General features: G+C 37.8%; 23 protein-coding genes and 1 pseudogene. 8 read left to right on the top strand and 16 right to left on the bottom strand.

The window, feature by feature from the left end; all coding sequences use genetic code 11:
- Window positions 1-27: 27 nt before the first annotated feature.
- A pseudogene (locus tag BEN71_RS12345) lies at window positions 28-639 on the top strand (MFS transporter); the annotation flags it as partial.
- A gap of 413 nt (window positions 640-1,052) precedes the next feature.
- On the opposite strand, the gene BEN71_RS12340 reads toward BEN71_RS12345, so the two are convergent.
- Window positions 1,053-2,048, bottom strand: coding sequence for a helix-turn-helix transcriptional regulator (locus tag BEN71_RS12340; protein WP_068976227.1), 996 nt, complete (start codon window positions 2,046-2,048; stop codon window positions 1,053-1,055).
- Window positions 2,049-2,347: 299 nt separating this feature from the next.
- Between BEN71_RS12340 and BEN71_RS12335 the strand changes: the two genes are divergently transcribed.
- From BEN71_RS12335 to BEN71_RS12320, 4 genes are all read left to right on the top strand, one after another.
- A complete protein-coding gene (locus BEN71_RS12335; protein WP_068976226.1) occupies window positions 2,348-3,949 on the top strand; it encodes a circularly permuted type 2 ATP-grasp protein in 1,602 nt (533 codons plus the stop codon).
- Between the two features lie 35 nt (window positions 3,950-3,984).
- Complete coding sequence (locus BEN71_RS12330) at window positions 3,985-4,593, top strand: alpha-E domain-containing protein (protein WP_068976225.1); 609 nt, start codon at window positions 3,985-3,987, stop codon at window positions 4,591-4,593.
- Window positions 4,590-5,369, top strand: coding sequence for a transglutaminase family protein (locus BEN71_RS12325; protein ID WP_068976224.1), 780 nt, complete (start codon window positions 4,590-4,592; stop codon window positions 5,367-5,369). The genes BEN71_RS12330 and BEN71_RS12325 overlap by 4 nt, the downstream gene beginning before the upstream one ends.
- Window positions 5,370-5,451: 82 nt before the next feature.
- Window positions 5,452-6,186, top strand: a complete 735-nt coding sequence (locus BEN71_RS12320; RefSeq protein ID WP_068976223.1) for a proteasome-type protease — start codon at window positions 5,452-5,454, stop codon at window positions 6,184-6,186.
- Window positions 6,187-6,424: 238 nt separating this feature from the next.
- Here BEN71_RS12320 and alr read toward each other — a convergent pair whose 3' ends face one another.
- Window positions 6,425-7,498, bottom strand: coding sequence for an alanine racemase (gene alr / locus BEN71_RS12310; protein ID WP_068976221.1), 1,074 nt, complete (start codon window positions 7,496-7,498; stop codon window positions 6,425-6,427).
- 282 nt (window positions 7,499-7,780) lie between these two features.
- Here alr and BEN71_RS12305 point away from each other — a divergent pair, with 282 nt between their 5' ends.
- Both BEN71_RS12305 and BEN71_RS12300 read left to right on the top strand, forming a co-directional pair.
- Window positions 7,781-8,200, top strand: coding sequence for a DUF4259 domain-containing protein (locus BEN71_RS12305; RefSeq protein ID WP_068976220.1), 420 nt, complete (start codon window positions 7,781-7,783; stop codon window positions 8,198-8,200).
- Window positions 8,201-8,268: 68 nt separating this feature from the next.
- Window positions 8,269-8,853, top strand: coding sequence for a hypothetical protein (locus tag BEN71_RS12300; RefSeq protein ID WP_227542602.1), 585 nt, complete (start codon window positions 8,269-8,271; stop codon window positions 8,851-8,853).
- A 72-nt stretch (window positions 8,854-8,925) separates the two neighbouring features.
- Here the strand turns inward: BEN71_RS12300 and dnaB are convergent, their stop codons facing one another.
- From dnaB to ppsA, 14 genes are all read right to left on the bottom strand, one after another.
- Window positions 8,926-10,374, bottom strand: a complete 1,449-nt coding sequence (gene dnaB / locus BEN71_RS12295) for a replicative DNA helicase (RefSeq protein ID WP_068976219.1) — start codon at window positions 10,372-10,374, stop codon at window positions 8,926-8,928.
- Window positions 10,375-10,583: 209 nt separating this feature from the next.
- Complete coding sequence (gene rplI / locus BEN71_RS12290; RefSeq protein ID WP_068976218.1) at window positions 10,584-11,030, bottom strand: 50S ribosomal protein L9; 447 nt, start codon at window positions 11,028-11,030, stop codon at window positions 10,584-10,586.
- 9 nt (window positions 11,031-11,039) lie between these two features.
- A complete protein-coding gene (rpsR, locus tag BEN71_RS12285; protein ID WP_004719336.1) occupies window positions 11,040-11,267 on the bottom strand; it encodes a 30S ribosomal protein S18 in 228 nt (75 codons plus the stop codon).
- An 11-nt stretch (window positions 11,268-11,278) separates the two neighbouring features.
- The gene (gene rpsF / locus BEN71_RS12280) at window positions 11,279-11,665 is read right to left on the bottom strand and encodes a 30S ribosomal protein S6 (protein ID WP_068976217.1); all 387 of its coding nucleotides are present in this window, start codon (window positions 11,663-11,665) and stop codon (window positions 11,279-11,281) included.
- 168 nt (window positions 11,666-11,833) lie between these two features.
- The gene (locus tag BEN71_RS12275) at window positions 11,834-12,565 is read right to left on the bottom strand and encodes a hypothetical protein (protein ID WP_152033044.1); all 732 of its coding nucleotides are present in this window, start codon (window positions 12,563-12,565) and stop codon (window positions 11,834-11,836) included.
- A gap of 75 nt (window positions 12,566-12,640) precedes the next feature.
- Window positions 12,641-13,381, bottom strand: a complete 741-nt coding sequence (locus tag BEN71_RS12270; protein ID WP_068976215.1) for a DUF3142 domain-containing protein — start codon at window positions 13,379-13,381, stop codon at window positions 12,641-12,643.
- Between the two features lie 5 nt (window positions 13,382-13,386).
- Window positions 13,387-15,474, bottom strand: a complete 2,088-nt coding sequence (locus tag BEN71_RS12265) for a hypothetical protein (RefSeq protein WP_068976214.1) — start codon at window positions 15,472-15,474, stop codon at window positions 13,387-13,389.
- A gap of 140 nt (window positions 15,475-15,614) precedes the next feature.
- Complete coding sequence (cyoE, locus tag BEN71_RS12260) at window positions 15,615-16,493, bottom strand: heme o synthase (protein ID WP_068976213.1); 879 nt, start codon at window positions 16,491-16,493, stop codon at window positions 15,615-15,617.
- Window positions 16,494-16,499: 6 nt separating this feature from the next.
- Complete coding sequence (gene cyoD / locus BEN71_RS12255; protein ID WP_068976212.1) at window positions 16,500-16,829, bottom strand: cytochrome o ubiquinol oxidase subunit IV; 330 nt, start codon at window positions 16,827-16,829, stop codon at window positions 16,500-16,502.
- Complete coding sequence (cyoC, locus tag BEN71_RS12250; RefSeq protein ID WP_068976211.1) at window positions 16,829-17,449, bottom strand: cytochrome o ubiquinol oxidase subunit III; 621 nt, start codon at window positions 17,447-17,449, stop codon at window positions 16,829-16,831. Before cyoC ends, cyoD begins: the two co-directional genes overlap by 1 nt.
- Window positions 17,450-17,453: 4 nt before the next feature.
- Complete coding sequence (cyoB, locus tag BEN71_RS12245) at window positions 17,454-19,448, bottom strand: cytochrome o ubiquinol oxidase subunit I (RefSeq protein ID WP_068976210.1); 1,995 nt, start codon at window positions 19,446-19,448, stop codon at window positions 17,454-17,456.
- Between the two features lie 3 nt (window positions 19,449-19,451).
- Window positions 19,452-20,504, bottom strand: coding sequence for a ubiquinol oxidase subunit II (gene cyoA / locus BEN71_RS12240; protein ID WP_068976209.1), 1,053 nt, complete (start codon window positions 20,502-20,504; stop codon window positions 19,452-19,454).
- 600 nt (window positions 20,505-21,104) lie between these two features.
- The gene (locus BEN71_RS12235; protein ID WP_068976208.1) at window positions 21,105-21,866 is read right to left on the bottom strand and encodes an RDD family protein; all 762 of its coding nucleotides are present in this window, start codon (window positions 21,864-21,866) and stop codon (window positions 21,105-21,107) included.
- Window positions 21,867-22,168: 302 nt separating this feature from the next.
- Window positions 22,169-24,544: a phosphoenolpyruvate synthase gene (gene ppsA, locus BEN71_RS12230; RefSeq protein WP_068976207.1), complete on the bottom strand. Its 2,376-nt coding sequence runs from the start codon at window positions 24,542-24,544 to the stop codon at window positions 22,169-22,171.
- A 155-nt stretch (window positions 24,545-24,699) separates the two neighbouring features.
- Here ppsA and ppsR point away from each other — a divergent pair, with 155 nt between their 5' ends.
- Complete coding sequence (gene ppsR, locus BEN71_RS12225; RefSeq protein WP_068976206.1) at window positions 24,700-25,536, top strand: posphoenolpyruvate synthetase regulatory kinase/phosphorylase PpsR; 837 nt, start codon at window positions 24,700-24,702, stop codon at window positions 25,534-25,536.
- The last annotated feature ends 612 nt before the right edge of the window (window positions 25,537-26,148 follow it).

Genomic DNA, 26,148 nt, shown 5'->3' with positions numbered 1-26,148 from the left:
TGTTCAAATTTACGGATCCATCTCTATGTTCCTGCAATGACAGAAATTTTATTTAAAAATAATACCTATAAACAAACGTTACCACTTTGGGTGAGTTTCTTTTTCACATTAATGGTGAATTATATTCTGATCAGTTGGTTGCCAAACCTACTCATGGAACAAGGTTTAGAAAAGCAACAAGCATTTATGATTATGTTGATTTTCCAAGTCGGTGCTGTGATTGGGACTTTAGGTTTGGGTTATTTATTAGATCGTCTGAAACTTTGGCAAATGGCGGTAATTATCTATACAGGTCTATTTATTGCGGTATTGATTCTATTCACAACAAAGTCAATTCCATTGCTGATTTTCGCAGGGCTGATCGGTGGTATTTTCTCTACGGGTGGGCAGTCGATTCTTTATGGTATTTCACCGATTTTCTATACACCCGCAGGAAAAGTAACAGGCGTGGGGAGTGCGATTTCACTTGGACGTTTGGGTGCAATGACTGGTCCTTTATTAACAGGGAAAATCTTAGCATTAGGTTTGGGGACGACGGGTATTCTCGTGGCAAGTGCGCCAGGGATTGTGTTGTCTGCAATTGCAGTTACAGCATTATCGACGTATAAAGCGAATAAGAAATCATCTTATATTGGATGATGTCATTGAATTGATAATATAGGCGATCATTTAAATGGTCGCTTTTTTATTTATAAGATAAAAATATCAGGATAATTGTTTAACATAAATTAAGAATAAAATTTCAAAATTGCTTATTTCACAATCAAAATAAAATGTTCTAAATTAAAACTACGTTCAAACAAGAGGTGAAAACCATGACCATGAAGTGCATTCGTTACAATACTGCTGAACTTGCATGCTGCTTAATGTGATGTTCAATTCTCCAATGAAAACTCATGTCTTGTGGACATTTGCAAAGATGTGACATGAGTTTTAAATAAGCGCAAAACAATAAAATTTAAAAAAGAATGAAAATAATAAAAAATTAAGAGCCGAAAGGCTCTTTTTATTGTTTTGAATTTAGAGATTCTATGAACAGATTGCTCTAAAAATTATTCAATTTCATGAACGGCATTGAATACTTCAACAGGTTCAATTCGTACAATTTTTTTACCAAAACTTCTGAGCCACCAAACCAGTTGCGAAGTAAAAGGCACAACAGCACTGACTTGATAAAGTTGTTCATTTAACTGTTCAACTTTTTGCTCTTTACTGAGTTGGCTTTCTGTAAAGTAGAGTGCATCATCTTCGTGCATCACCAGTTTTAATTCAACATTTTCAGTTGGCTTTGAAAAATCAACTCTAAAGCCTAAAGCACCTGAATCAATATATTCATCAATATCAAATTGAACAGGGTGTAATGCGCGAGTGTCTAAAACAGTTGCAGATTTAAAACGATGCAGTGCAAAAGTTTGAACTTCAGTTTTATCATGTCGAGTACAAATCAAATAAATAATTGCACCTTTTTGAACCAAGCCTAATGGATTGAGTGTATAGGTTTTTTCCTCACCTTGATGTCCGCGTGAACGATAAACACATTCAATTTGTTTGTCTTGCAATAAACCCTCATAAATCGACTGTTGCGCTTGACGCTCAACGAGAGGGGGAATAACAGGCTGACTAGCGGGAACGATCCGAACACGGTTGATCCATTGGCGAACATTGTTCTGCGTTGAAAGACTACGTCGTGCTAAATCAAACCAAGGATTCATTTCATCAATCAAACTTGGTGGCAATAAATGTTTTAAGTGTTCTTCGACCATCATAAAGGTGACCGCTTGTGAGCTGGTCATGTGCGGTAAGCTTTGAATCGGTGCATCTGAGCGCCAGCGCCAACCTTGGGGAACTGTTTTATTGCTCTCAATCGGGAAACGTTGAGCGATTTGATTGAGATCACGTTGAATGGTTCTCAGGCTGATTTCAATGCCCTCGCGTTCTAAGGTTTCTTGTAATTCCCTCGTACCCAACCATTTACCTGTAGATAAACGAGAGAGAATTTGCCATTGGCGGTAAAGGCTATTGGAAGTTTCTTTTTCTTGTGCAGACATGATCTCTATCGTTTAAATCGTGAAAGGTTAAGGAATTAAATCAGTTACACAATAGAAAATTCAGCAACGTTCTGCAAGTTATATCCTAAATTTATCTGTTTAATTATTGAAAAAATTGACTAAAAAATTTTGAAACATGTTCGATCAAAACTTGTATTGAGCTGAAGTTCAAACAATGAATTAATAAATATTCTCCTTATTGTTTAAGCCGTAATTTACCTAAAGTTCACAGCTCACATGCACTTTGGCATTGATATTGCTTAATAAACTATGCCAAATAGAACATAAAAGAGGTTTGTATGCTAAAAGAAACGCTAGATACAAATTCACCGAAAGAACATTATTCTGAAAATTTTACTTTGTCTGTGATTGAGCAAACAGATACACAAACGACGCGTGCCATACAGCAACAAACGAGTCAGATTCAAGAGGTTGTACAATTCATCGATGTACAGCAACCCACACAACATTTGCTCAAACAAATGGATTCTATTTTTTTCAATGAAATGACGGATGATCAAGCTCTATCGCCTGAAACAGCTGAAAAAATAGAGGATTGGTTATCAAAGCACAGTATTTATGAACTTGAAAAGTTAAATGAATCAGCAAAATCACATTTTTTACATCAAGGTATTACATTTGCGGTCTATGGTGAAAAATCTGGAATTGACCGAACAATTCCCTTTGATTTAATTCCACGTGTGATTGCAAAACAGCAATGGAACAAAATAGCTGCTGGATGTACGCAAAGAATTCAAGCATTGAATTTATTTCTTGCGGATATTTATCATCAACAACATATTTTAAAAGAGGGTTTGATTCCAGAGTTACAAGTGTTGACGCATGAAGCCTATCAACCGATGATGTTAAATAATACGCTAAATGGCAATATTTACAGTCAAATCAGTGGAATAGACATTGTTCGAGATCGTCATGGGGATTTCTTTGTACTCGAAGATAATTTACGTACACCATCGGGTGTGTCGTACATGCTTGAAAGTCGTAAAATGAGCCAAAAACTCATGCCTGATTTATGTAATCAAACGGTTGCAGGTATCGAGCAATACCCACAATTACTGCGTGAAATATTGGCAGAAAATTCTAAAGTCGATGCGCCAACAATCGTTGTACTCACACCTGGTCGTTATAACAGTGCGTATTATGAACATGCTTTTCTTGCAAGAGAAATGGGTGTGCCATTGGTGACATCACGTGACCTTTTTGTTGAAAACGACAAGGTTTATGTGAAAACCATCCGAGGACGTCAACAAGTTGATGTAATTTATAGACGCCTTGATGATGGGTTTTTAGATCCGTTGAGCTTTAGACCTGACAGCACTTTGGGTGTTGCAGGGCTCATGTCGGCATATATCAGTGGTCATGTGGTGATTGCCAATGCACCTGGAACTGGCGTTGCGGATGACAAATCAATTTATCCTTATGTGGATAAAATGATTGAATATTATCTCAATGAAAAGCCCATTTTATGCAATGTGCCTACTTATCAATGTCGTGAAGCAGAAGCTTTAGATTATGTTTTGGCAAATCTTGATAAGTTGGTCGTGAAAGAGGCGCAAGGCTCTGGTGGCTACGGTATGTTGATCGGCCCTAAAGCAACTGAGCAAGAAATTGATTTATTTAAAATCAAATTGATGAGTTCACCATCTGCCTATATAGCGCAACCCACTTTGGATTTATCCGTTGCACCAACATTATCTCATCAAGGTATAGCTGAACGACATATTGATTTAAGACCATTCATTTTAAGTTCTCCAGAACGGGTGGAAATTGTTCCTGGGGGCTTAACCCGTGTTGCGATGCAACAAGGTTCACTGGTGGTTAACTCATCACAAGGTGGTGGAATTAAGGACACATGGGTGATTGATGAATTTTCAATTTAGCCCACGCCCATAACCTCAACCAAAGGAGCGAGAACATGATTTTACTCAGTACAAATGCACAAAATATATTTTGGTTAGGTCGCTATTTAACACGTATACAATATTTATGTAGCCAATATCCATTTAAAACCAATGAATTGGCTTTAGATTATGCACATGCATTCTGTTTGCCTGCATTTGATGCCAGTTCATTGAATGAATTAATTTTAGATTTTGAACAACCTGCGTCGTTTCATCAGCAATTCATTTGTGCAAAAAATAATATTCATGATTTGCGTGGTGTGATTTCCGCACAATCTTTTGCTGCACTCAATCAATTATTGCAACAAGCTGAACAAAATGCAGGATTTATTTGCGATGTCTGTGAGGAATGCAATGACGTCTTAGAAGCTGAAGAAGACGAATTGTTATTTCTATTTTTTAGTTTAGGGCAAAAAATGGAGCAACTGGATCGTAACTTACGTTTAAATCAAAATCATTCAGTGACCCTAATGCAATTGGATGGTTTGATTCGCAGTTTAGATCAGGAAGGAATGAGTAGTTTGCCTGATGTTTGGTTGGAACTTAAACAACAGCCAAATCGTGCGAATTATTATCATTTTAGTGATCATATTGATTCATTATTCGAATTGGATCGCCTATGAAGCTCATGATTAATCATCAAACACATTATCAATATACTGAATGGGCAAAGAATAGTATTCAGTATATCAAGATGACGCCACAATCAAACATACACCAACATGTGACAGCGTGGCAGGTGAGTGTACCTGGTGTGACACAACTGAAGCGTGATGCTTTTGATAATGTCTGGTTGACTAGTTCGCAGTCTGAGCCTTATCAACAAATGTTGATTATGGCACAGGGGTTTGTTGAGATTAATTTACACAATCAGTTTGGGGTTTCCGATCAATTATCACCCATGCTGTATTTGCAACCGACTGCTGCAACTTTATGTAATACAGAAATGCTGGATTTTGTAAAATCACATGTACCGATAATTACCGTGTCGAATTTTAAAAAACTTGCCGCAGCATTATTGAGTTATATGCCGTATATCAGTGCCAGTACGACAGTGATGCATACAGCAATGGAGTCTTTCACTGACCGACAAGGGGTATGCCAAGATCATAGCCATGTTTTGATTGCGATGGCGAAAGCCTTAGGTGTCCCCGCACGTTATGTTTCAGGTTATTTGCATGTAAATCAGCAATCTCACCTAGCCAGTCATGCATGGGCAGAAGTTTATTTGGATGGTGCTTGGCATGTTATGGATGTGAGTAACCAACTTTTTCGTCCAGATTCACATGTTTATGTAGCAGTTGGGCGTGATTATTGGGATGTTGCCCCTGTGCGTGGTATGCGTCAGCTAGGTGGAATTGAAACCATGTATTCTATCGTTCAAGTGCTTGCATGTTAATCTGATGAGTGTTAAATAGTCTAAACACTTGCAAAAGTGTGATTTATTTCAAATTTAAGACGTTGTTGTAAAAGGTAATTCTATGACGTATTGCTGTGCATTAAGGCTCAAAGATGGTTTGGTATTTATTAGTGATACAAGAACCAATGCAGGTGTAGATCATATTTCGGTATATCGAAAACTGTATACATTTGGGGTGCAGAATGAGCGTTTCATTTGCATTCAAACGTCTGGAAATTTGGCAACAACTCAAGCTGTGATTGGACATTTAAAGAATCATTTAGCACTCAAACAAGAACCCAATTTATACAGTGTAAATACCATGTTTGAGGTTGCGGGTTTGGTGGGGCAGATTCTACGTAAAGTGATCGCAGATGTAACCGAAGATACGCAAGAGCAAAGCAATTATTTCTGTAGTTTATTGGTCGGTGGTCAGATCAAGGGCGAGGAAATGCAGTTGTATAATATTTACCCACAAGGGAATTTTATCTCTGCGACCAGTGATACGCCGTATTTTCAGATTGGTGAAAGTAAGTATGGTAAGCCGATTTTAGATCGTGCTCTAAGTTATGACATGCCTTTAGATGAAGCTTTACGTTGCAGTTTAATTTCTTTTGATTCTACTTTGCGTTCCAATGTTTCTGTAGGTATGCCATTGGATACTTTGGTCTATCAAAAAGATTCTTTTGTGATTCCGCAAGGAAAAAGAATCAATGAAGATGAACCTTATTTTCAGCAGATCAGCAAACAATGGTCAGAAACCTTGAAGAAAGGTTTACAAGATTTACCAAAACCGAATGATGATTTTTTTCAGTGAGTTATATGTTGGTTTTTATTTAAATCCTCCCCTTGCGGAACACGTTCCTCACCTTTTTCAAAGGAGGGGGCTTCTCATTACTGGAAATTATTTTAGTTACAAGAAGTTCCCCCTCTTTTTTAAAGATGAGCAACAACGTTGCGCAAGAGGGGAGATTTTTATGAATCTATTCAATAATTTTATTTAACTTATTAGCACGAGGATGAGAGCTTTAAATAGCCCTCATTTTTTACAACCCTCAAATTTTCTTACGAACAGGGCGATTACTCATACGACACAGCAATTCATAACCAATCGTGCCATTGGCTTCTGCAACATCATCGACCAAACGATCTTTACCCCAAAGTTCGACTTTAGTACCCAAAGGTGCATTTAAACCTGTGACATCAATCGCAATCATGTCCATTGCCACTCGACCAATTACACGAGTTGCTTTGCTATTGATCACAACGTAGTTTTGCTTAGGAAATGCACGTGGATAACCATCACCATAACCAATAGACACAATGGCTATATCCATCTCAGTGTCTGCAACAAATGTTGAGCCATAACCAACAGATTCACCTGCTTGAATATGATTTAAAGCAATAATTTCCGCAGTAAACGTCATCACAGGTTTGATGTCTAAATCATTGGCAGACTTATCGGCAAAAGGTGATGCACCATAGAGCATTATGCCTGGACGGACAAAGTCAAAATTTAATTCAGGCCATTTAAATATCGCAGCTGAGTTACAGCATGACGCCATAATTGGATCACAGGCTTCTTTGACATCTAAAAATTGATTTTTTTGTTGCTCATTGAGCGGATGATCTTCTGCATCAGCATTGGCAAAGTGCATTGCAAGTACGCAAGTAAAACCATCTGCTTTGAGTGAGTTAATCACATCAATAATTTCAGGGACTTTAAAACCTAAGCGATTCATACCACTGTTGAGTTTGACCCAGACTTTTAATCCTTTGGCAATGTAGGCATCTTTTTGAGTGCGTAACCAATCTAACTGTTCTTGCTGATGGACGACGACTTCAATGTTATTTTCAACCACCACAGCCATTTCATCGGCACTGAAAATACCTTCGATTAAGGTAATCGGCTGTTGATAGTCCAATGCACGAATTTCTAAAGCTTCTTCAAGGCAGGCAACACCGAATGCATCCGTTTCAGCTAAGGCGGCTAAACAGTCTTTTACGCCGTGCCCATAGGCGTTGGCTTTGACCATGCTGACAATTTTAGCAGTTGGGGCAAGTTGTTTAACACGGTTTAAATTATATTGCAGCGCTTTACTGTCAATATAAACTGTTGCTTGGCGCACCCTGATTACTCCTTCAGGAAGATTTAAAAAATAAACGTGCAGTCTAAGCTGCACGTCATTTGGAAAATATCAAATATTGCTGAGGATTTTCCAATGCTGTCTATTGTATGCCGATCAACTTGAAATAAACATCAACATTTGTGTTTCTGATCATGATTTGACTTAAAATCGAAAATTTTGTGAAAATTGCTTCTGAACATAATTTGTAAAAATTTCAGACTTTATTTTTAATATAAAATTGTACATTTTATAAACATGATATTTTGAAAGGGTAGTAGAAAGATGGGAGCATGGTCACACGAACCATTTGGTAATGACACCGCCTGTGATTGGGCGGCTGAATTAGAGGAAAGCACGGGCTTTGTTGTGATAGAGCAAGCTTTAGATCAGGTCATTGCAGATAAAAATGAAGATTTTATTGATGCTGACGATGGCAGTATTGCGCATGCGGCAGCGGAAGTGTTGGCTCAAATCACGGGTAAGGGGACACAGGATCTAGATTTTCTGGATGGTGTGAGTCAGTGGATTGATCAACTGGATGCACGACCTCCTACTGCGCTGATTCAGAAAGCTATCATCGTTATTGATATCCTGACACAAGAAAATTCTGAACTCGATGAGTTGTGGCAAGATTCTGATGATTATGAAGAATGGACACAAAACTTAAATGAACTGAAAGAAATATTAAAAAATGCATCATAAACTTTGATATACCGAATAAATTGATGATGCGTATCTCTTATTATATTGGATTGTGTGCATTATTTTTTATGCAGACAGTTTTGGCATGTATGCCATACTCAGCGGATGATGTATTTATTGCACGTTTTCAAAGTTCTCAAGCAGTGCAGGGTGACGGCTCAAATTTCGCTGTAGTGCTCAGTTCAGATCAGTTTATTTTCCGTTCATGGTCGGATATATTTAAATATACCAAACCGATGCAATGGCACAGTACATTTTCAAGCCAAAATATTGCGAAAGACAGTCTAATTATTGGTTTAGCTTATGCGCCTGATGGTGGAAAGCCTGAGCAATATCAGATCGCTTCATTTGCAGAACTGAGTTGTGAGAATGATCAGTTGAGTATTTCTAAACCGATTGCACCATTTTTAGCGTGGAATAAACAAACTTCGAATTGTGCCTTGGGAAATCGGAAAGACATAGGAATTCTGGATGGTTTTTTAGAACATGACCAAGTTTATTATTTGGCAAAACTGCAACAGAAATATCTAGGCTGTCAGCAGTTAAATCAGGCATTTCCACCACTTGAAATGAATGATCATCCTCAACATTCACAAGTAACGGCGGGTTGGAAATTGTGGTGGGAAAGGCTGATCAACTGGTTTAAGTCGTAGTTTTGAAAATATCAGCCTGAATATAAAACGGTAAATTAAAGCCCACTTATGAAACAAAGAGCAGGGAATCCCTTACTCTTCATCATCATATTGCGCATAGTATTCAGGTGATAAATTACTGAATCGGGTATATTGACCTTCAAAAGCTAAACGTACAGTACCAATTGGACCGTTACGCTGTTTACCGATAATAATTTCTGCTGTACCTGCTTCTTTCGACTCTTTGTTATACACCTCATCACGGTAAATAAACATAATCAAATCGGCATCCTGCTCGATCGCACCAGATTCACGTAAGTCAGACATAACAGGACGTTTATTTGGACGGTTCTCCAAAGAACGGTTGAGCTGAGACAGTGCAATGACAGGACACATCATTTCTTTGGCAAGCGCTTTTAAGCTTCGTGAAATTTCACCAATTTCACCCACACGGTTATCGCCCATGCCTGGGACTTTCATCAACTGAAGATAATCGACCATGATACAGCCCAACTTACCACCATGCTGTTTTGCAATGCGTCTAGCTCGCGCACGCATTTCCGTAGGCGGTAGGGCAGAAGAGTCATCAATATACAGATGCTTTTCTTGAAGTTGTAGGATTGTACCTGTGACCTTAGACCATTCATCACCGTCCAGTTTACCTGAACGTAAGTGACCTTGGTGGACTTTACCGTAAGCTGAAATCAAACGCATGGCGATCGAGTCCGCGGGCATTTCCATAGAGAACACGAGCGCAGGTAAGTCGCAGTTGAATAAAACACTTTCAACGAGGTTCATCGCGAACGTGGTTTTACCCATCGAAGGACGCGCAGCGACAATGATCATGTCACCCGCTTGCATTCCCGAAGTCTTATTATCAAGCTCGGTAAAACCTGTGGTTAAACCTGTAATATTGCCATCAAGTTGTGACAACTCATTCAATTTATCGAATACGTCAGCTACAACTGAGGTAATTGGTTTAGGACCTTGTGCTTTGGCATTATTATTATGTTGTTCAGCAATCGAAAAAATATTGGTTTCAGCAAGGTCTAAAATTTCACTGACATCTCGACCTTTGGTGTCATAAGCATTTTGGAGAATTTCATTGCCGACTTTAATCATATTTCTTAAAGTCGCAAATTCTTTAATTTTAGCTGCATAGGTTTCTAGGTTGTAGAAACTTGATGGTGAGTCTGCCATCAGTTGCATTAAATATTCTTCACCACCAATGGCATCGAGTAGATTTTGCTTAATCAACCAGTCATTGACCAAAACTGCATCATAAGGCGAACTTTCTTGGGCAAGTTTTTCAATGGCACGGAAAATGTATTTATGTCGTGTTGCGTAAAAGTCGTTTTCATTCAACATGTCATTGACTTGTTCAAATGATTCGGCAACGGTCATCAATGCAGCAAGCACAGCTTGTTCGATCGCCAAGTTATGGGGTGGCGTACGAAATTCTTTTAATTGCTGTGCTGTGTCTGATGACTTAGCATCTTTATTAAAATTATTTGATGAAGCTGTGGCGGTTGCCTGTGACATATAAGACCTTGATTTTAAATAATGTGTATGCGGTAAAAAAAATTACTTACTTGATCAAGTAAGTATCTTAATGCAGCAGTCTAAAATTATCTAACGAGTATATTTGATAAGGGAGCATATCAAACTTACATAGGTAAATGGGGGAATGTTTGAAATTTTAAAGATAAAAAAAGAGCATACAAAAGTATGCTCTTTTTTTTGGTACGAAATTACTCAGATACGATAGTAACGAGAACTTCTGCAACAACATCATGGTGCAATTGGATTGCGATGTTGAATTCACCAGTGTTACGAAGCGCACCGTTAGGTAAACGTACTTCAGCACGGTCAACAACTAGACCAGCGTTAGTTAACGCGTCTGCGATGTCACGAGTACCGATAGAACCGAATAATTTACCTTCGTCACCAGCTTTCGCAGTGATTACGATATTTACTTCGTTCAATTGGTCAGCACGTGCTTGAGCAGTAGCTAAAACTTCAGCTTCAGCTTTCTCAAGTTCTGCACGACGAGCTTCAAAAGCAGCAGTGTTAGCTTCAGTAGCAGCAACTGCTTTACCTTGAGGGATAAGGAAGTTACGGCCGTAACCAGCTTTAACTGATACTTTATCGCCTAATTTACCAAGGTTTTTAATGCGTTGTAATAAGATAATATCCACGGCTCAACCTCACTTATGATTGTCAGTGTAAGGAATCAACGCTAAATAGCGAGCTTGTTTGATAGCAAGCGCTAATTGACGTTGGTAACGAGCTTTAGTACCTGTAATACGGCTAGGAACAATCTTGCCGTTTTCAGTGATGTACTGTTTTAAAGTGTCGATATCTTTGTAGTCGATGTACGTAACGTTCTCAGCTGTAAAGCGGCAGAACTTGCGACGACGGTAAAAACGTGCCATTGATGTTCTCCTTATGCTTCAACAGAATCTTGAGCTTGTTGTGCTTCTTCACGTTGAGCTTTACGCGCACGTTTTTCTTCAGCACTCTTAGCGAGTAAAGATTCTTCAGTGATAGCGTGTTCACGACGGATAATTACATTACGAAGGATTGCATCGTTATAACGGAACAATTCTTCTAATTCATTAAGCGTAGTTTGACCACATTCGATGTTCATCAAAATATAGTGCGCTTTGTGGATTTTGTTAATTGGGTAAGCCAATTGGCGACGGCCCCAATCTTCAAGACGGTGAATTTGACCTTCAGCATCTTTAATGTGAGAGATATAGCGTTCTACCATACCTACCACTTGATCGCTTTGGTCTGGGTGTACCAGAATTACGATTTCGTAGTGACGCATTGTCAGCTCCTTACGGTTTATGCAGCCCCATCCAAAAATGAATGAAGCAAGGAGTCATAATCTAACGTTAACTGAAACAGCTAACAGATTAAGCCGCAAAATTTGCGAGGTGGTATTATAGGCATAACACCATTGAATTACAATCTAAATAAACCGTGTTTCGCTGTACTATTTTGTGGTTTCTAAAACTTTTTGTACCAAGTCACAATTTAGTTTAGGCGGGTTGATTTCATAAGCTACGATTTTTTGACGATCTTCATGGAAAATGCGATCATTTTTTAATTGAAAGTCACTATTATTACTATACCAACGGAAATTAGGTAAGGATTGGTACGGGTCTTCAGATAAAAAAGTATATTTTTGATTGATTACCACATCGCGAGCCAGAGATTTGTAAAATCCTAGGCGAATATTACCTTTCCACTGGATTTGATCTATACGATCTTGCTGATTAAGAGGACGTGTATTGATTTCTACACGAGCTTGATAATTCATGACTTCAAAAAATAGAAAAAACGGAGCACCACCGCTAGAGAAAACATATTCTTTACCATTGCACATAATCCACTCATTTAAATAGTTTTTTTCTAAAGCGGTATACACAGTTCTTTCTTGATCAGTTAATTGTTCAAAAGTAACTTTTTTGTATTTTACTGGTGGAAAATCCCATAAATCTTCATCGCGATTGATTGTTGATACTTGATAGATATTCGCCCTTAAAGCATCTTGTAATTTTGTACTTGAACTCTTTGAAGCAGGGGCTTTATTCTCAGAAATTGGGGCTGTAATTGCGGATGATTCTGAAGGTTTGGTGTCCAAATTTTTTTGAGGCGGATTTGTGCTACATCCTTGTAATATCAACATTAAACAAAGTGTTCTTTTTAGCATGCTTATTTCCATGAGTTTAAAATAATAAAATCTATTGTATGAGAGATCGTAAGTTTGAAATGGTGATATTCATTATTTAAAAAATGGCTAGTTTTTCAGCAAAAAAACCACATAACCTTTAAAATTTGAATCAGCTTTAAAGTTTAAATTTGGATTCCATTCACCATGCTGAACCAGCCCAATTTTATAAGGCAATTTTAGAGCCGAAACTTTCTTTAAATATTGCTGATAATTCGCAATCGTCGTTGAACCCTGATAAGTCTGAATCACCGTTTCATCAATATTTTCTCTAAATAGCCTAAGCGTATTTTGATCTTGAATATTGGTCCAATCCATTAAACTGGTAATACTCAGTTGATATTGTTTAGGCAATTGTAGTCTAAGTTTTTGTAGAAAAAGGGCATATTTATTCAAGTTCTTCGTTCGTGCATCAAAATCAATCTGAATACCTTGAATATGATTGCCTGAGTTTTCCCATTGTCGAACACGTTTTAAAATTTGATCTAATTCATGAGCTTGCCAATTCAAATGATGATTTCTAAACACGAGCCATACTTTTTGGTGAGTTAATTTTAAAATTCCTGTGCCTTGAGGAATTAAAACAGACTGTTTAGAGCGTTTATCGACCCGAACTTCACCTTGTAAAATATAAATTTCTTTGGCTTTGGCTAAATAAGGTGCAGATTTAATATCGCCCCAAATCCAAAAAGCATCATAATCATTTGCATTAACATGATGATTTGAAGATGCAGATTGACTCGGCTGGCATGCAATAATGCTCAAGCAACAAAGTGATAGCCATAAAAACCGAATCAATCTTTTTGACATGGAAACTACCAATAATACTTCAAAGATTTTGCCCAAGTGGTATTTGGATAATCTTGTTTGATTTGGTCGTACCATTGTTTACGGACAGTTTTAGGTACTTCTTTATCATTACAATCATTCATACCGCTCGGTGAATAACACATGATGGCACGATATAGGGCATAGGCATGTAATTCACCTTTAGTACTTGATTTAATAATTGATTTATAAACATCACCACGAGCAAATTCGCCTTTATCCTCTTGGTTTGAAGTATTCTCCCCATTCATTTGATAAGGAAAACCATGATGACCAGTTCGAACATATTCACCCATACAGACATTTAACAGTGGATCTTTGGGGGATTTTTCTAATTGACTGGTCAATGTTGGTAAATTGGAACATTTGAGCTGTTGTGTAATGGTTGTGCCATTCCAAACAAAATCGGCAAAGGGTGGTTTTTCTTTATATTTATTGGAACTTTCATAATCTTTATATTGCACAGCATCTTTTGGTAGCTGGCTATAGTATTGATTAAACAGAGCATAATTTTGTTGATTCAACGATTTATGCAGTAGGGTGTAAATCGCTGCCTGTTTTTGATCAGTTGTTGCAACATTATTCTGGATGATATTTTGCAAAGATTTATCATTGGCTTTATAGAGGATAAAGCGCTTTTGTAAATTCATCTGGCCAATCAAAGGTTTCTTACCAATAAATGCACTGACATCTTGTTTGGTATTTAAATGATTAGACAGCGCTGTTTCAAATAAGCCGCGCTGATAAGAATTTTTCGACTTATTGAGTAGTTGTGACCAATATTGTTCAGCTTGCGTGGGATTGGTTTTTTCTAAGATTTGTCCTTTTAAAAAGGCTTGGCTCAGTTGAATGTATTGATTTAAATCATTGCTATCTGATAAATATTTTGAAGCTTCTTGTGGTTTTTTCTGTACATAAAATAAATGCACAGCTTGTAAATGTTTAAACAACTCAGGTTGATTTTTAAAAATTTCTTTTTGCGCATTCAACTGCGCCCATGCAATTGGTTTATAACCTTCAGCAGAAGAATCCCTCATTTGCATGAGATCATAAGTTGCCAATAAAAATGGGTCATTTAAATTTTTAACATTGAAATATTGACTACTAAAAACACGACGATCAATTTCGGCAGGGAACTCATTGACATCTAGATTGTAGTATTTGGATTTCGGATTGTTGATTTGCCAAACAATTTCATTGACCAATAAATCTTGTCGTCCAGTAAGCCAAAATCCACGACGCATAAATCCACGTGCGCTGGCAGCATATTGACCACTTGGATAAGCTTTGAGATAAGCTGTAATGTTATCTAAAAACTGCTTCAGTAAAGTTTTGTTAATTTTATCTAAGTCTACATCACCATATTGGTTGGTTCCTGTTGCATAGGCTGAATTTAAACTTGAGCGAATCAGCATATATTGCGAAGTTTCTTTGAGCCATGCATCATCTACAGTGGATAGTACTGAATATATCTTTGTTGCTGTGGAAAAGTTAGCATTGTAAAATGCAATTGTTGCATTTAAATAGGAGGCATATTGTCGAGTAGTAGGTGACCATTGCGCATTGATTGGAATTAATGGAATTTTATTGGTACATTCTGAAATTTTATTACGTTCAGAGATGAGAGCCTGTTTTTCAGATGCAGATATATTTTTATTATTTTGAACTTGAGTAATGAAACTGGTTTTACCATTGGCTAAAGTATTGCAACGTTCATCATAACCTTGTTGATCATTTGCAAATTTAATACGTTGGTTGGCAACCCGATTTTCTGCAGAAGGAACACCTTCAAAAGGTGTTTGACCATAAGCGGATGTCCATAACTCAGTATCGGGTTGACGCGGTTTAATATTCGCCAGTCCTAAATCACTGAGCAATAACAGCATATTGGTTTGGTTGTCATTACTTGGAACGAGAACGGGTAAATTACTACACTTATTGTAGCTGTCTCCATTTAAATAAAAATCAGGCTCACAAATGTCTTCAGCACCTGCATGCACAGTAGCGCTATAAAATAAAAAAGGTAGGGTGGAACTGAATAGGATTTTATAAATGAATTTAGTTTGAGTCTTCATTGAAAATGTGAAAGTTGTAATTATTGAAAATATGATAACAAGTGAAACAGGGAATACAAAGTGCAAAATATATTATTGAATCGAAATTGATTTGGGATTTAGAGCAGATTAAAAAAAAGATAGAGTGGAACTCTATCTTTTTAAAAAATTGGTAAATGTGGTGCAGGGGAGACGTAACTAAAACTAAAGCTAAAACTTAAAGCGGTAATTAAAATTACAGAATACAAAAAGTATTTTTTTGCCCAAACCTGATCATTTTCAGCTTTAAATCCAATCAGCGATAAATACACCCAATAAGCGCACATCACATTAAAGATAATTAAAAAGAAAATATTGGTATAGCCAAAACAATACAAACCATTTAATACCAGTGCAAATAAGATCACGTAGATCAGGCTTTCAACCTTAGTACGATAAATCGAACGCGCAACGGGTAAAATAGGAATCCCAGCATTTTTATAGTCATCGAAACGATAAACTGCAATTCCCCATGAATGTGGCATTTGCCAAAGTGCATATGCTAAAAAAATCAGTAGCGCAGCAACATCAAATTCATTTGAAACAGCGGTATAACCAATCACTGGAGGGCTTGCGCCAGAAATACTGCCAATCACGGTTTGGTGAATGGTGGTACGTTTACTCCATAAACTATAAAAAATCACATATACGACAAAGCCAAGTACCGCAAAGCCAAATGCGTAGGCGTTGACAAAAAACCACAACAAAGCAAAGCCAAGTAAACCGAGCACAGCAGAAAACAATAAAGCAACTGTAGGGCTGATGGTTTTTTTGACTAAAGCACGATTCATCGTACGTTGCATTTTTTGGTCAATGTCTTGGTCAATGACATTATTCACAACACAGCCAGAAGCAACCACGAGGGTAGTACCAAGGAGTGTGATGAGAAGTAAAAGGAAATCTACAGAACCTTGAGCGGCTAAGAAAAAGCCGCCCAAAGTGGTAACGAAGTTACCGAAGAGAATTCCTGGCTTAGTCAGGAATAGATATTTCTTCAACATGACACCCTAGAGCATCATGTTTGAATGTAAGTAGTTCATGATCCATACAGAACCGATGAGAAGAACTGCGATACACAAGATCGTGTAAATGAATGCAATTACGTTCCAACGTTGTTCTGATGAAGTGTTCATGTGCAAGAAGAATACTAATTGAACAAGAACCTGCGCCACAGCTGTAATCGCAATCGTTGCTATAATCGCACCACGACCGAAGTCAGCTGGATGCATTGCCATATAGAATGGAACAATGGTAAGCAATACAGAAACAATAAAACCAATCGTATATTGTTTCACATTACCATGCGAAGCACCTGCAGAATTATGATCGTGACTCATTAGATAACTCCCAGTAAGTAAACGACGCTGAATACACAGATCCAAACGATGTCAAGGAAGTGCCAGAACAAGCTTAAGCAAGCAAGACGACGTGTGTTTGGAAGAGTCAAACCATTTTTCTTGATTTGATACATCAACACAAGCATCCAAACCAAACCAGAAGTTACGTGAATACCGTGTGTTCCTACAAGTGTAAAGAACGCAGATAAGAACGCACTCGTGCTTGGACCATGACCAGCATGAACTAAATGATTAAATTCATAAAGTTCCATACCGATGAACGTTGCACCGAATAACCAAGTAATCGCTAACCAAGTTAAAACTTGACCAACATTTTTCTTGTATGAAGCAAGTACTGCAAAACCAAAAGTCACAGAAGAGATCAAGAGAGCAAAAGTTTCTACAAGTACGAAACCTAAAGACTCACCAAATAAATCTTTTGGACTAGGAGTTCCAGGTGGAATATGACTGCTTAATACAGCGAACGCGATGAAGAGTGTACCGAATAAAATCAAGTCACTCATCAAGTAGGTCCAAAAACCAAAGACAGTGATGTCAGTATCATCGTGATGATGATGCTCATCGTGTCCGTGGTTATCGTGATGAAGTACTTCAGCCATTGTCTTAGTCCTTCTTCAAGTGTTTTTCAAGTAAAGCATAACGTTCGTTTTCGATACGTTCTACTTCAGCTGCAGGCACATAGTAATCCACTTTTTTCGTAAATGAACTTACGATGAAACTGATCACAGCACCTAAGAAAGTTGCAATAACAAGCCACCAAACATGCCATACCAAAGCCATGCCCATTACAGTAATGAACATTGCGATCACAAAACCAGCAGCACGGTCAGTTGGCATATGAATATCTTCATATTCTGTTGGACGTGCATACGCTACACCATTTTCTTTGTCATTCCAGAAAGTATCAATACCATTGATTTTTGGAAGGTGAGCAAAGTTATAGAATGGAGCAGGTGATGACGTAGACCATTCAAGTACACGACCATCCCATGGGTCACCTGTGTGGTCCATGTTTTGTTCGCGTTGTAAGAAACCTACAACAACTTGCATGATGAAACAGAAAATACCGATTGCAACAAGGACAGAACCGAAGAATGCAATTGCAAGGTACGGATCCCATTCAGGGTTGTCATATGTATTCAAACGACGAGTCATACCCATGAAACCAAGGATATAAAGTGGAATGAATGCAAAATAGAAACCGAAGAACCAGAACCAGAAAGATGCTTTACCCCAAGTTTCATTTAACTTCCAACCAAACATTTTTGGCCAGTAGAAAGTGATACCTGCGAACATTGCAAATACTACACCACCAATAATTACGTTATGGAAGTGAGCAATCAAGAATAAAGAGTTGTGTACTAAGAAGTCAGCTGGTGGAACAGCCATTAATACACCAGTTAAACCACCGATACCGAAAGTCACAAGGAAGCCAAGTGTCCAGTACATTGGTGATGTAAACGTAATACGACCCTTATACATGGTGAATAACCAAGAGAAGATTTTCACACCTGTTGGGATCGCAATAATCATGGTCATGATACCGAAGAACGCGTTAACGTTGGCACCAGCACCCATGGTAAAGAAGTGGTGTAACCATACAACGAACGCAAGAACTGTAATTGCGATAGTTGCATATACCATTGATTTGTAACCGAACAAAGTTTTGCGAGAGAATGTAGATACTACTTCTGAGTAAATACCAAACGCAGGTAAAACTAAGATATATACTTCTGGGTGACCCCATGTCCAAATCAAGTTCACATAAAGCATTGGGCTACCGCCAAGCTCATTGGTGAAGAAATGGAAACCGAAGTAACGGTCAAGCGTTAACATTGCAATAGTTGCAGTTAACACAGGGAAAGATGCAATGATCAATACTGCTGTACAAAGTGCAGTCCAAGTAAAGATCGGCATGTCCATAAGCCCCATGCCTGGTGCACGCATTTTGATGATGGTAACAAAGAAGTTAACACCTGTTAAAAGCGTACCTAAACCTGAAACCTGAAGTGCCCAGATGTAGTAGTCAACACCAACACCAGGAGAATACTGAATACCTGAAAGAGGAGGGTAAGCCATCCAACCAGTTGCAGCAAATTCACCTAATACAAGTGATGCCATCATCAAACCAGCAGCGCCTGCGAATAACCAGAAGCTTAAAGAGTTTAATAATGGGAATGCAACGTCACGCGCACCAATTTGAAGTGGTACAGTGATGTTCATCATACCTACAACAAGACCCATTGCTACGAAGAAGATCATGATCACGCCATGCGCGGTAAAGATCTGATCGTAATGGTCAGGATGTAAGTAACCTTCACCGCCGCCTTTTGCAAGGAACAGTTGAAGACGCATCATGATCGCATCGGCGAAACCACGCACAAGCATGACCACAGATACAATGATATACATGATACCAATTTTTTTATGGTCTACAGATTTAAACCATACATTCCACAGGTAGCCCCATTTTTTGAAATAGGTGATACCACCAAGAAGCGCAGCTGCACCTAAAGCCATGATGACCATGGTTACAAGTACGATTGGCTCTTGATAAGGGATCGAGTCCCAGTTGAGTTTACCGAATAATACCGACATGTCTTATTCCTCTACTGAAGCAGTTGCATGTTCAGCACCAACATGTTCAGTACCCGCTTGCGCAGAATGATCTGCACCGTGGTAGTTGCTCATGTATTTATTGATAATGCTTTCGAACAAATTAGACTCAACTGAAGAATAGTAAGTTACAGGATACGGCTTAGTAGGGAATGGACCTTTACGTTCAGCTTCTTCTGCAAGTGCTTTTTCTTCTGGGGTATGCGCATTTTTGAGCATATTCTCAATTTGGTGCTTAGAACGGTCACCATCTTTAAGCGCTGCAAATTCTGCTGCATCTAAAACAGTTTTTTGTTGAGCTTCAGGGTTAATTGAAGTTCCTTTACCTGCTTTAACTGCTTCTACCCAGCTGTTGAATTCTGGTTCAGTAACAGAATGAGCTAAGAAGCGCATTTGTGTGAAACCATAACCACTATAGTTAGAAGAGAAACCACGATATACGCCAGTTTCATCAGCTAATACGTGTAACTGAGTTTGCATACCTGCCATTGCATAGATTTGACCTGCTAACTTAGGAATGAAGAAAGAGTTCATTGTAAAGTTAGAAGTCACTTTAAAGTTAACTGGCGTTTTTTCAGGGAAACGAATTTCGTTAACAGTTGCAATTTGTTGTTCAGGATAGATAAAGATCCATTTAAACTGTTCAGCAACAACTTGAATAGTTACAGGCGCTTTGTCTGATTCAAGCGGACGGTATGGGTCATATTTATGTGAGCCCCACCATGTTAAATACGCAAGAATAGCAATAATAATACAAGGGATACCCCATACTACAATTTCAATTGCAGTTGAATGTGCCCATGTAGGTTTATAGTCTGCATCTTTATTTGACGCGCGATATTTCCAACCAAACCATAATGCCATTAAAATCGAAGGAATTACGACCAATAACATTAAGTAGATCGCAGTCATCATCAGGTTACTTTGACCTTCAGCAACTGGACCTTTTGAGTTTAGAAGTACCATATCACCGCCACACCCAGTTAAGAGTGCAGCCATCGCAGATAAAGACAATACAGCTAAAGTCGTTTGTCTCATTTTACAACCTCGGTGAAGAGTCCCATTCCCTAAATAAATTCGGGATAGCGAATAAAGTGTCGCATGATTGAAAATGACTATTATTTACAAATAGCAAACATTCTCAATCATCTGACACCGCTACGTTGTAGGGCATTATGCCTCATATCAGCAAACTTAGCTATAGATAAAGTGGCTTTAAATGACTGTAATAAAAACCAATTTATTTACTCAGGATTAAATTCAATTGAGCTTATTTGGATAATAAAAACAATTGCTTATGAATTGTATGGTTTTAAATTACATCCCTATGTTTATGTGAAAAGTTTTTCATTTATCACTTTGTATTTAGCAAATTGGTTAAGTAAAACTTAGCAGTTTTGACTGAAAACAATGATATATATCATGCTTTGCAATTTAGAGAATCGAAACTTAATTTTTAGAATAAGAGAAGGTTGTGTTTGGATGATAAATGTTTAGATGTTTGCTCAGTATGATTCTTCAATAATGAGGTTATGTTTTTATGTGTTCTTATTGATGTAAGTTAATGAATATAAAACACTGAGTTTTATATTCATTTGGAAATTTGTGAAGCATTTTTAATGCTTGTAATTACATTTTCTATTTTGAAATGTCAATCACTTTGGTTTTTGAGATACGGTCATGTAAGGCATAATGTGGTTTTGAAAGGAACATAACGAAATCGACAATAAAAACAATCACAAGTAATGGAATAATACTTGTTAATTGAGAAATAAGTAGAAATAAGAATGTACGTACAAAAAAAGCACGTAGAGAGCCAGCAAGTTGATTGGTTTCTACATCAACAATTTGTAATTTGAATATTTTTTTACCAATGGATTGACCAGTTTTGCTGATTAAAAAATATTGTACAATTAATAATGCAAATAAATATACCAGTAAACCAGTGCTCACATAAACTGGCATGCTTTGTGTAAGCATTTCAGTGACTTTTGTTTGATTCTCAGCTGAATATCCTGATTCTGCTATTTTATACGCATCAGCAGGTAGGTAGTAGATAATGGCACACATCTGCGGGATTAAAAGCAATAAAAAATCGATCAGTTTTGCAGAAATACGCTTACCTACAGAAGCAGGTGTGACCGATACTTGAGTCTTTTTCTCTACTTTTAGGCTTTGTATGGTTGGATTTGCTTCATGGGGATTTGACACGGGTGGATTGTGTATAGGTTCAAATACAAGTTTACCTTGTGTAAGTTCGCCAAGTGCTTTCCATTCAGTCATACCTTGATACCATGCTAAATCAGTCAATAAAACTTGTTGACTTGCAAGCATCTGGTTGAGTTCTTCAACTGAGTAGGGACCAGCTTGTTGGTTATTTCTCGCCAAGTAAATTTGCATAAAACTTAAATCTCAAAATAAATCTAAAATCGTGAATGAATACAATATAACATAAACTGAATTCATCAATTTTTATAAACGACTATGTATACAAGATTTTTACCCTGTTGAAAATTAAATTTACGTGAAATTTTAAAATCAACGATGAGAAACATTTTTGTTATGTGTTTATTTTCACTAAAAAACTTACATTAAAGCTTAATAGCTATTTTATGTTGTCACTATGTTTTTAATTTTATTGTGTGTTGTCGTTTGAAATAAAAAAGACCCTCTAAAGGGTCTTTTTATCAGCTTAATTAAGCTTAAGCTTTAGATTTTTCTTCAGCAAGGAAGAACCAAGTATCTAAAACTGAGTCTGGGTTTAAAGAAACAGATTCGATACCTTGCTCCATTAACCAGAAAGCTAAGTCTGGGTGATCTGAAGGGCCTTGACCACAGATACCGATATATTTACCTGCTTTACGGCAAGCATGAATCGCCATAGAAAGTAATGCTTTAACCGCTGGATCACGTTCGTCGAACAAGTGAGAAACAATACCAGAGTCACGGTCTAAACCAAGCGTTAACTGAGTTAAGTCATTTGAACCGATAGAGAAGCCATCGAAGTGTTCAAGGAATTGTTCAGCCAATAACGCATTGGTTGGCAATTCACACATCATGATCACTTTAAGACCATTTTCACCACGTTTAAGACCGTTTTGAGCCAATAATTCGATGACACGTTTCGCTTCGTGAACTGTACGTACGAAAGGAATCATGATTTGGATATTGGTTAAGCCCATTTCGTCACGTGCTTTTTTCAACGCGCGGCATTCTAACTCGAAGCAGTCACGGAAGTTATCAGACACATAACGGCTTGCACCACGGAAGCCCAACATTGGGTTTTCTTCTTCAGGCTCGTACAATTTACCGCCGATCAAGTTCGCATATTCGTTAGATTTAAAATCTGACATACGAACAATGACTGGCTTATCCGCAAATGCAGCAGCAAGCGTAGAAATACCTTCAACTAGTTTTTCTACATAGAATTCGATTGGTGATGAATAACCCGCAGTACGTGCCATTACAGCTGCACGAGTTTCACGTGGTAGGCTGTCAATGTTTAATAATGCTTTTGGATGCACACCGATCATACGGTTGATGATAAATTCTAAACGTGCTAGACCGATACCTGCGTTTGGAATTTGTGCAAAGTCAAATGCACGGTCAGGGTTACCGACGTTCATCATCACTTTGAATGGAAGTGCAGGCATAGACTCAATCGAGTTACGTTGGATTTCAAAATCTAACGCGCCTTCATAGATAAAGCCTGTATCACCTTCAGCACATGAAACTGTCACTTCTTGACCATCTACAAGGACTTCAGTTGCATTACCACAACCTACGATCGCAGGAACACCTAATTCACGAGCGATAATTGCTGCGTGACAAGTACGACCACCACGGTTAGTGACGATTGCTGCGGCACGTTTCATCACTGGTTCCCAGTCTGGGTCAGTCATGTCTGATACTAGAACATCACCAGGTTGTACTTTGTCCATTTCTTTAATAGAAGTAACGATACGGACTTTACCAGAACCGATACGTTGACCGATTGAACGACCTTCACAAAGTACAGTACCTTTTTGTTTAAGTAGGTAGCGTTCCATTGTGCCGACATTTTCACGGCTTTTAACTGTTTCAGGACGTGCCTGAACGATATAGATCTGACCGTCGTCACCATCTTTCGCCCATTCGATGTCCATCGGCGCTTGATAATGTTCTTCAATGATCAATGCTTGTTTAGCAAGTTCTTGAAGTTCTAAATCATTTAAAGCGAACTGTTGACGTTCAGCTTTTTCAACGTCTACAACAACAACAGATTTACCTGCCGCACCTTCTTCACCATAAATCATTTTTTGGTGTTTAGAACCAAGGTTACGACGGATGACTGCGTGTTTACCATTTCTAAGAAGTGGTTTTGAAACATAGAATTCGTCAGGGTTTACTGCACCTTGTACAACCATTTCACCCAAACCATAAGAGGCAGTGATGAATACCGCTTCACGGAAACCTGATTCTGTATCAAGGGTAAACATTACACCTGCAGCACCTGTTTCAGAGCGAACCATACGCTGAACACCTGCTGAAAGAGCAACGATGTCATGCGCGAAGTTTTGGTGTACACGGTAAGCAATAGCACGGTCATTATAAAGTGAAGCAAAAACTTCTTTAATCGCGATGAGAACGTTGTCGATTCCGCGAATGTTTAAGAAAGTTTCTTGTTGTCCTGCAAAAGACGCATCTGGTAAATCTTCTGCTGTAGCAGAAGAACGAACTGCAACTGCAATGTCTGGATTACCATTTGAAAGTGCTGCGAAAGCTTCGCGAACTTCTTTTTCTAAACCAGCTGTAAGAGGAGTGTCTACAATCCATTGACGAATTTTTGCGCCTGTTTCTGCAAGTGCAATAACATCATCGACATTCAATGTTGCTAATTCGGCATTGATTTTAGCGTTTAGACCACTTTGCTCAAGGAATTCGCGGTACGCGTCAGCAGTAGTTGCAAAACCACCTGGTACTGATACGCCAGCATTAGCTAAATGGCTGATCATTTCTCCCAGTGATGAGTTTTTACCACCCACGAGTTCAACGTCGTGTTTTCCTAGTTTTTCCAGACCGATTACGCGTGCTTCCAAAGTTGTTACTCCACTTATGCAGTTTTAATCACTATCTTGGCGTGAAATTATAACAAAAAACTGAGCTTTTTTATTCCACTCAGTCTAAGGTCATGTAAGATGGGCTTACTATAAAGATTATACATCGCTAAGACAAATGTGTAAGGAGATTTTTAATGTCAGAAAGTAACCAGATAAAGAGAAGTGTATTTTTTATTTCTGATGGTACAGCGATCACTGCTGAAACCCTTGGACATTCTTTATTAGCGCAATTTCCTCATGTAAAGTTTGATATACATATTATTCCTTATATTACCTCTGAAGAAGCTGCCATGAATGTGGTTGAAGAGATCAATATTCGTGCGGAAAAAGACGGTCAACAACCCCTAGTTTTTGACACTTTGGTTGACCCTTATGTACGTGATATTATTAATACTGCAAATGCTGTAAATCTTGATGTTTTTGAAGGGCTTATTAGTAAATTGTCGGATGTTTTAGGTACTCAGCCTACGACTTTAGTCGGGCAGACCCATGCGGTAACCGATTCTGAGTCATATAAAGCACGTATTGATGCAGTACATTTTGCTTTGGATAATGATGATGGGGCACGTACACGTCATTACGATAAAGCTGACTTAATTTTGATCGGGGTGTCACGTTCAGGGAAAACTCCAACCTCGATTTATTTGTCATTACAATTTGGAATTCGTGTTGCAAATTATCCACTTACAGAAGAAGATTTGGATGACAACCGCTTGCCAGCAGTGCTTAAAGAACATAAACACAAGTTGTTCGGTTTGATGATTGATGCTGAGCGCTTGGTTGCGATTCGTACAGAACGTAAGGCGAATAGCCGTTATGCGAGCTTTTCACAATGCCAAATGGAACTACGGGCTGTGGAAGGAATTTACATTTCAGAGGGGATTAAATACTTAAATGTTTCGGAAATGTCGATTGAAGAAATCTCAACACGTGTACTGCAAATGACTGGTTTAAAACGTCGAATTGGTTGATATTTAATCTCTAAAAATCTATTTTTTTGTCGTGATTAAGCTGAATGTAAATTCAGCTTTTTTTATGTTTTGTCATTACAAATATTGTGCTTATTCATATAAAATTTCTATTAATTAGCACAATAAAATGGACTGTATTTAGCAGAATTTGATTAAATTATACCCATTATTGATCTGGGCTTTTTAACATGTTTATAAGGTATCACTCAAAAAAATGAGGCATAGTTATAAAAAAAATGATGTGAATATTATCTGAAATGATATTAGGTATAGCAACTATTTAAAATCTAAATAGTAAAATTAGGAAAATTTAGACAATTTCGACTAATAAATACACAATTTGTTTTTTTGTAGCGTAAAAAAATTCATCTAATTGTCTTTTTATTGTTCCTAAAACAGTTTTTTGCTGAATTTTATCCAAGGCATCATTTTAAAATTGATTAAAAATGAAATAAAAGTAATGTAGTTCTATCATCATTGAATTAGGAATTAGGAATTAGGAATTAGGAATTAGGAATTAGGAATTAGGAATTAGGAATTAGGAATTAGGAATTAGGAATTAGGAATTAGGAATTAGGAATTAGGAATTTAAATCGTTTTGAATCTAGATTG

The sequence above is a fragment of the Acinetobacter wuhouensis genome (assembly GCF_001696605.3).
GTDB classification, from domain to species: Bacteria; Pseudomonadota; Gammaproteobacteria; order Pseudomonadales; family Moraxellaceae; genus Acinetobacter; species Acinetobacter wuhouensis.
The sequence above is the reverse complement of the archived record's forward strand: the minus strand, read 5'-3'. Positions and strand labels throughout refer to the sequence as shown.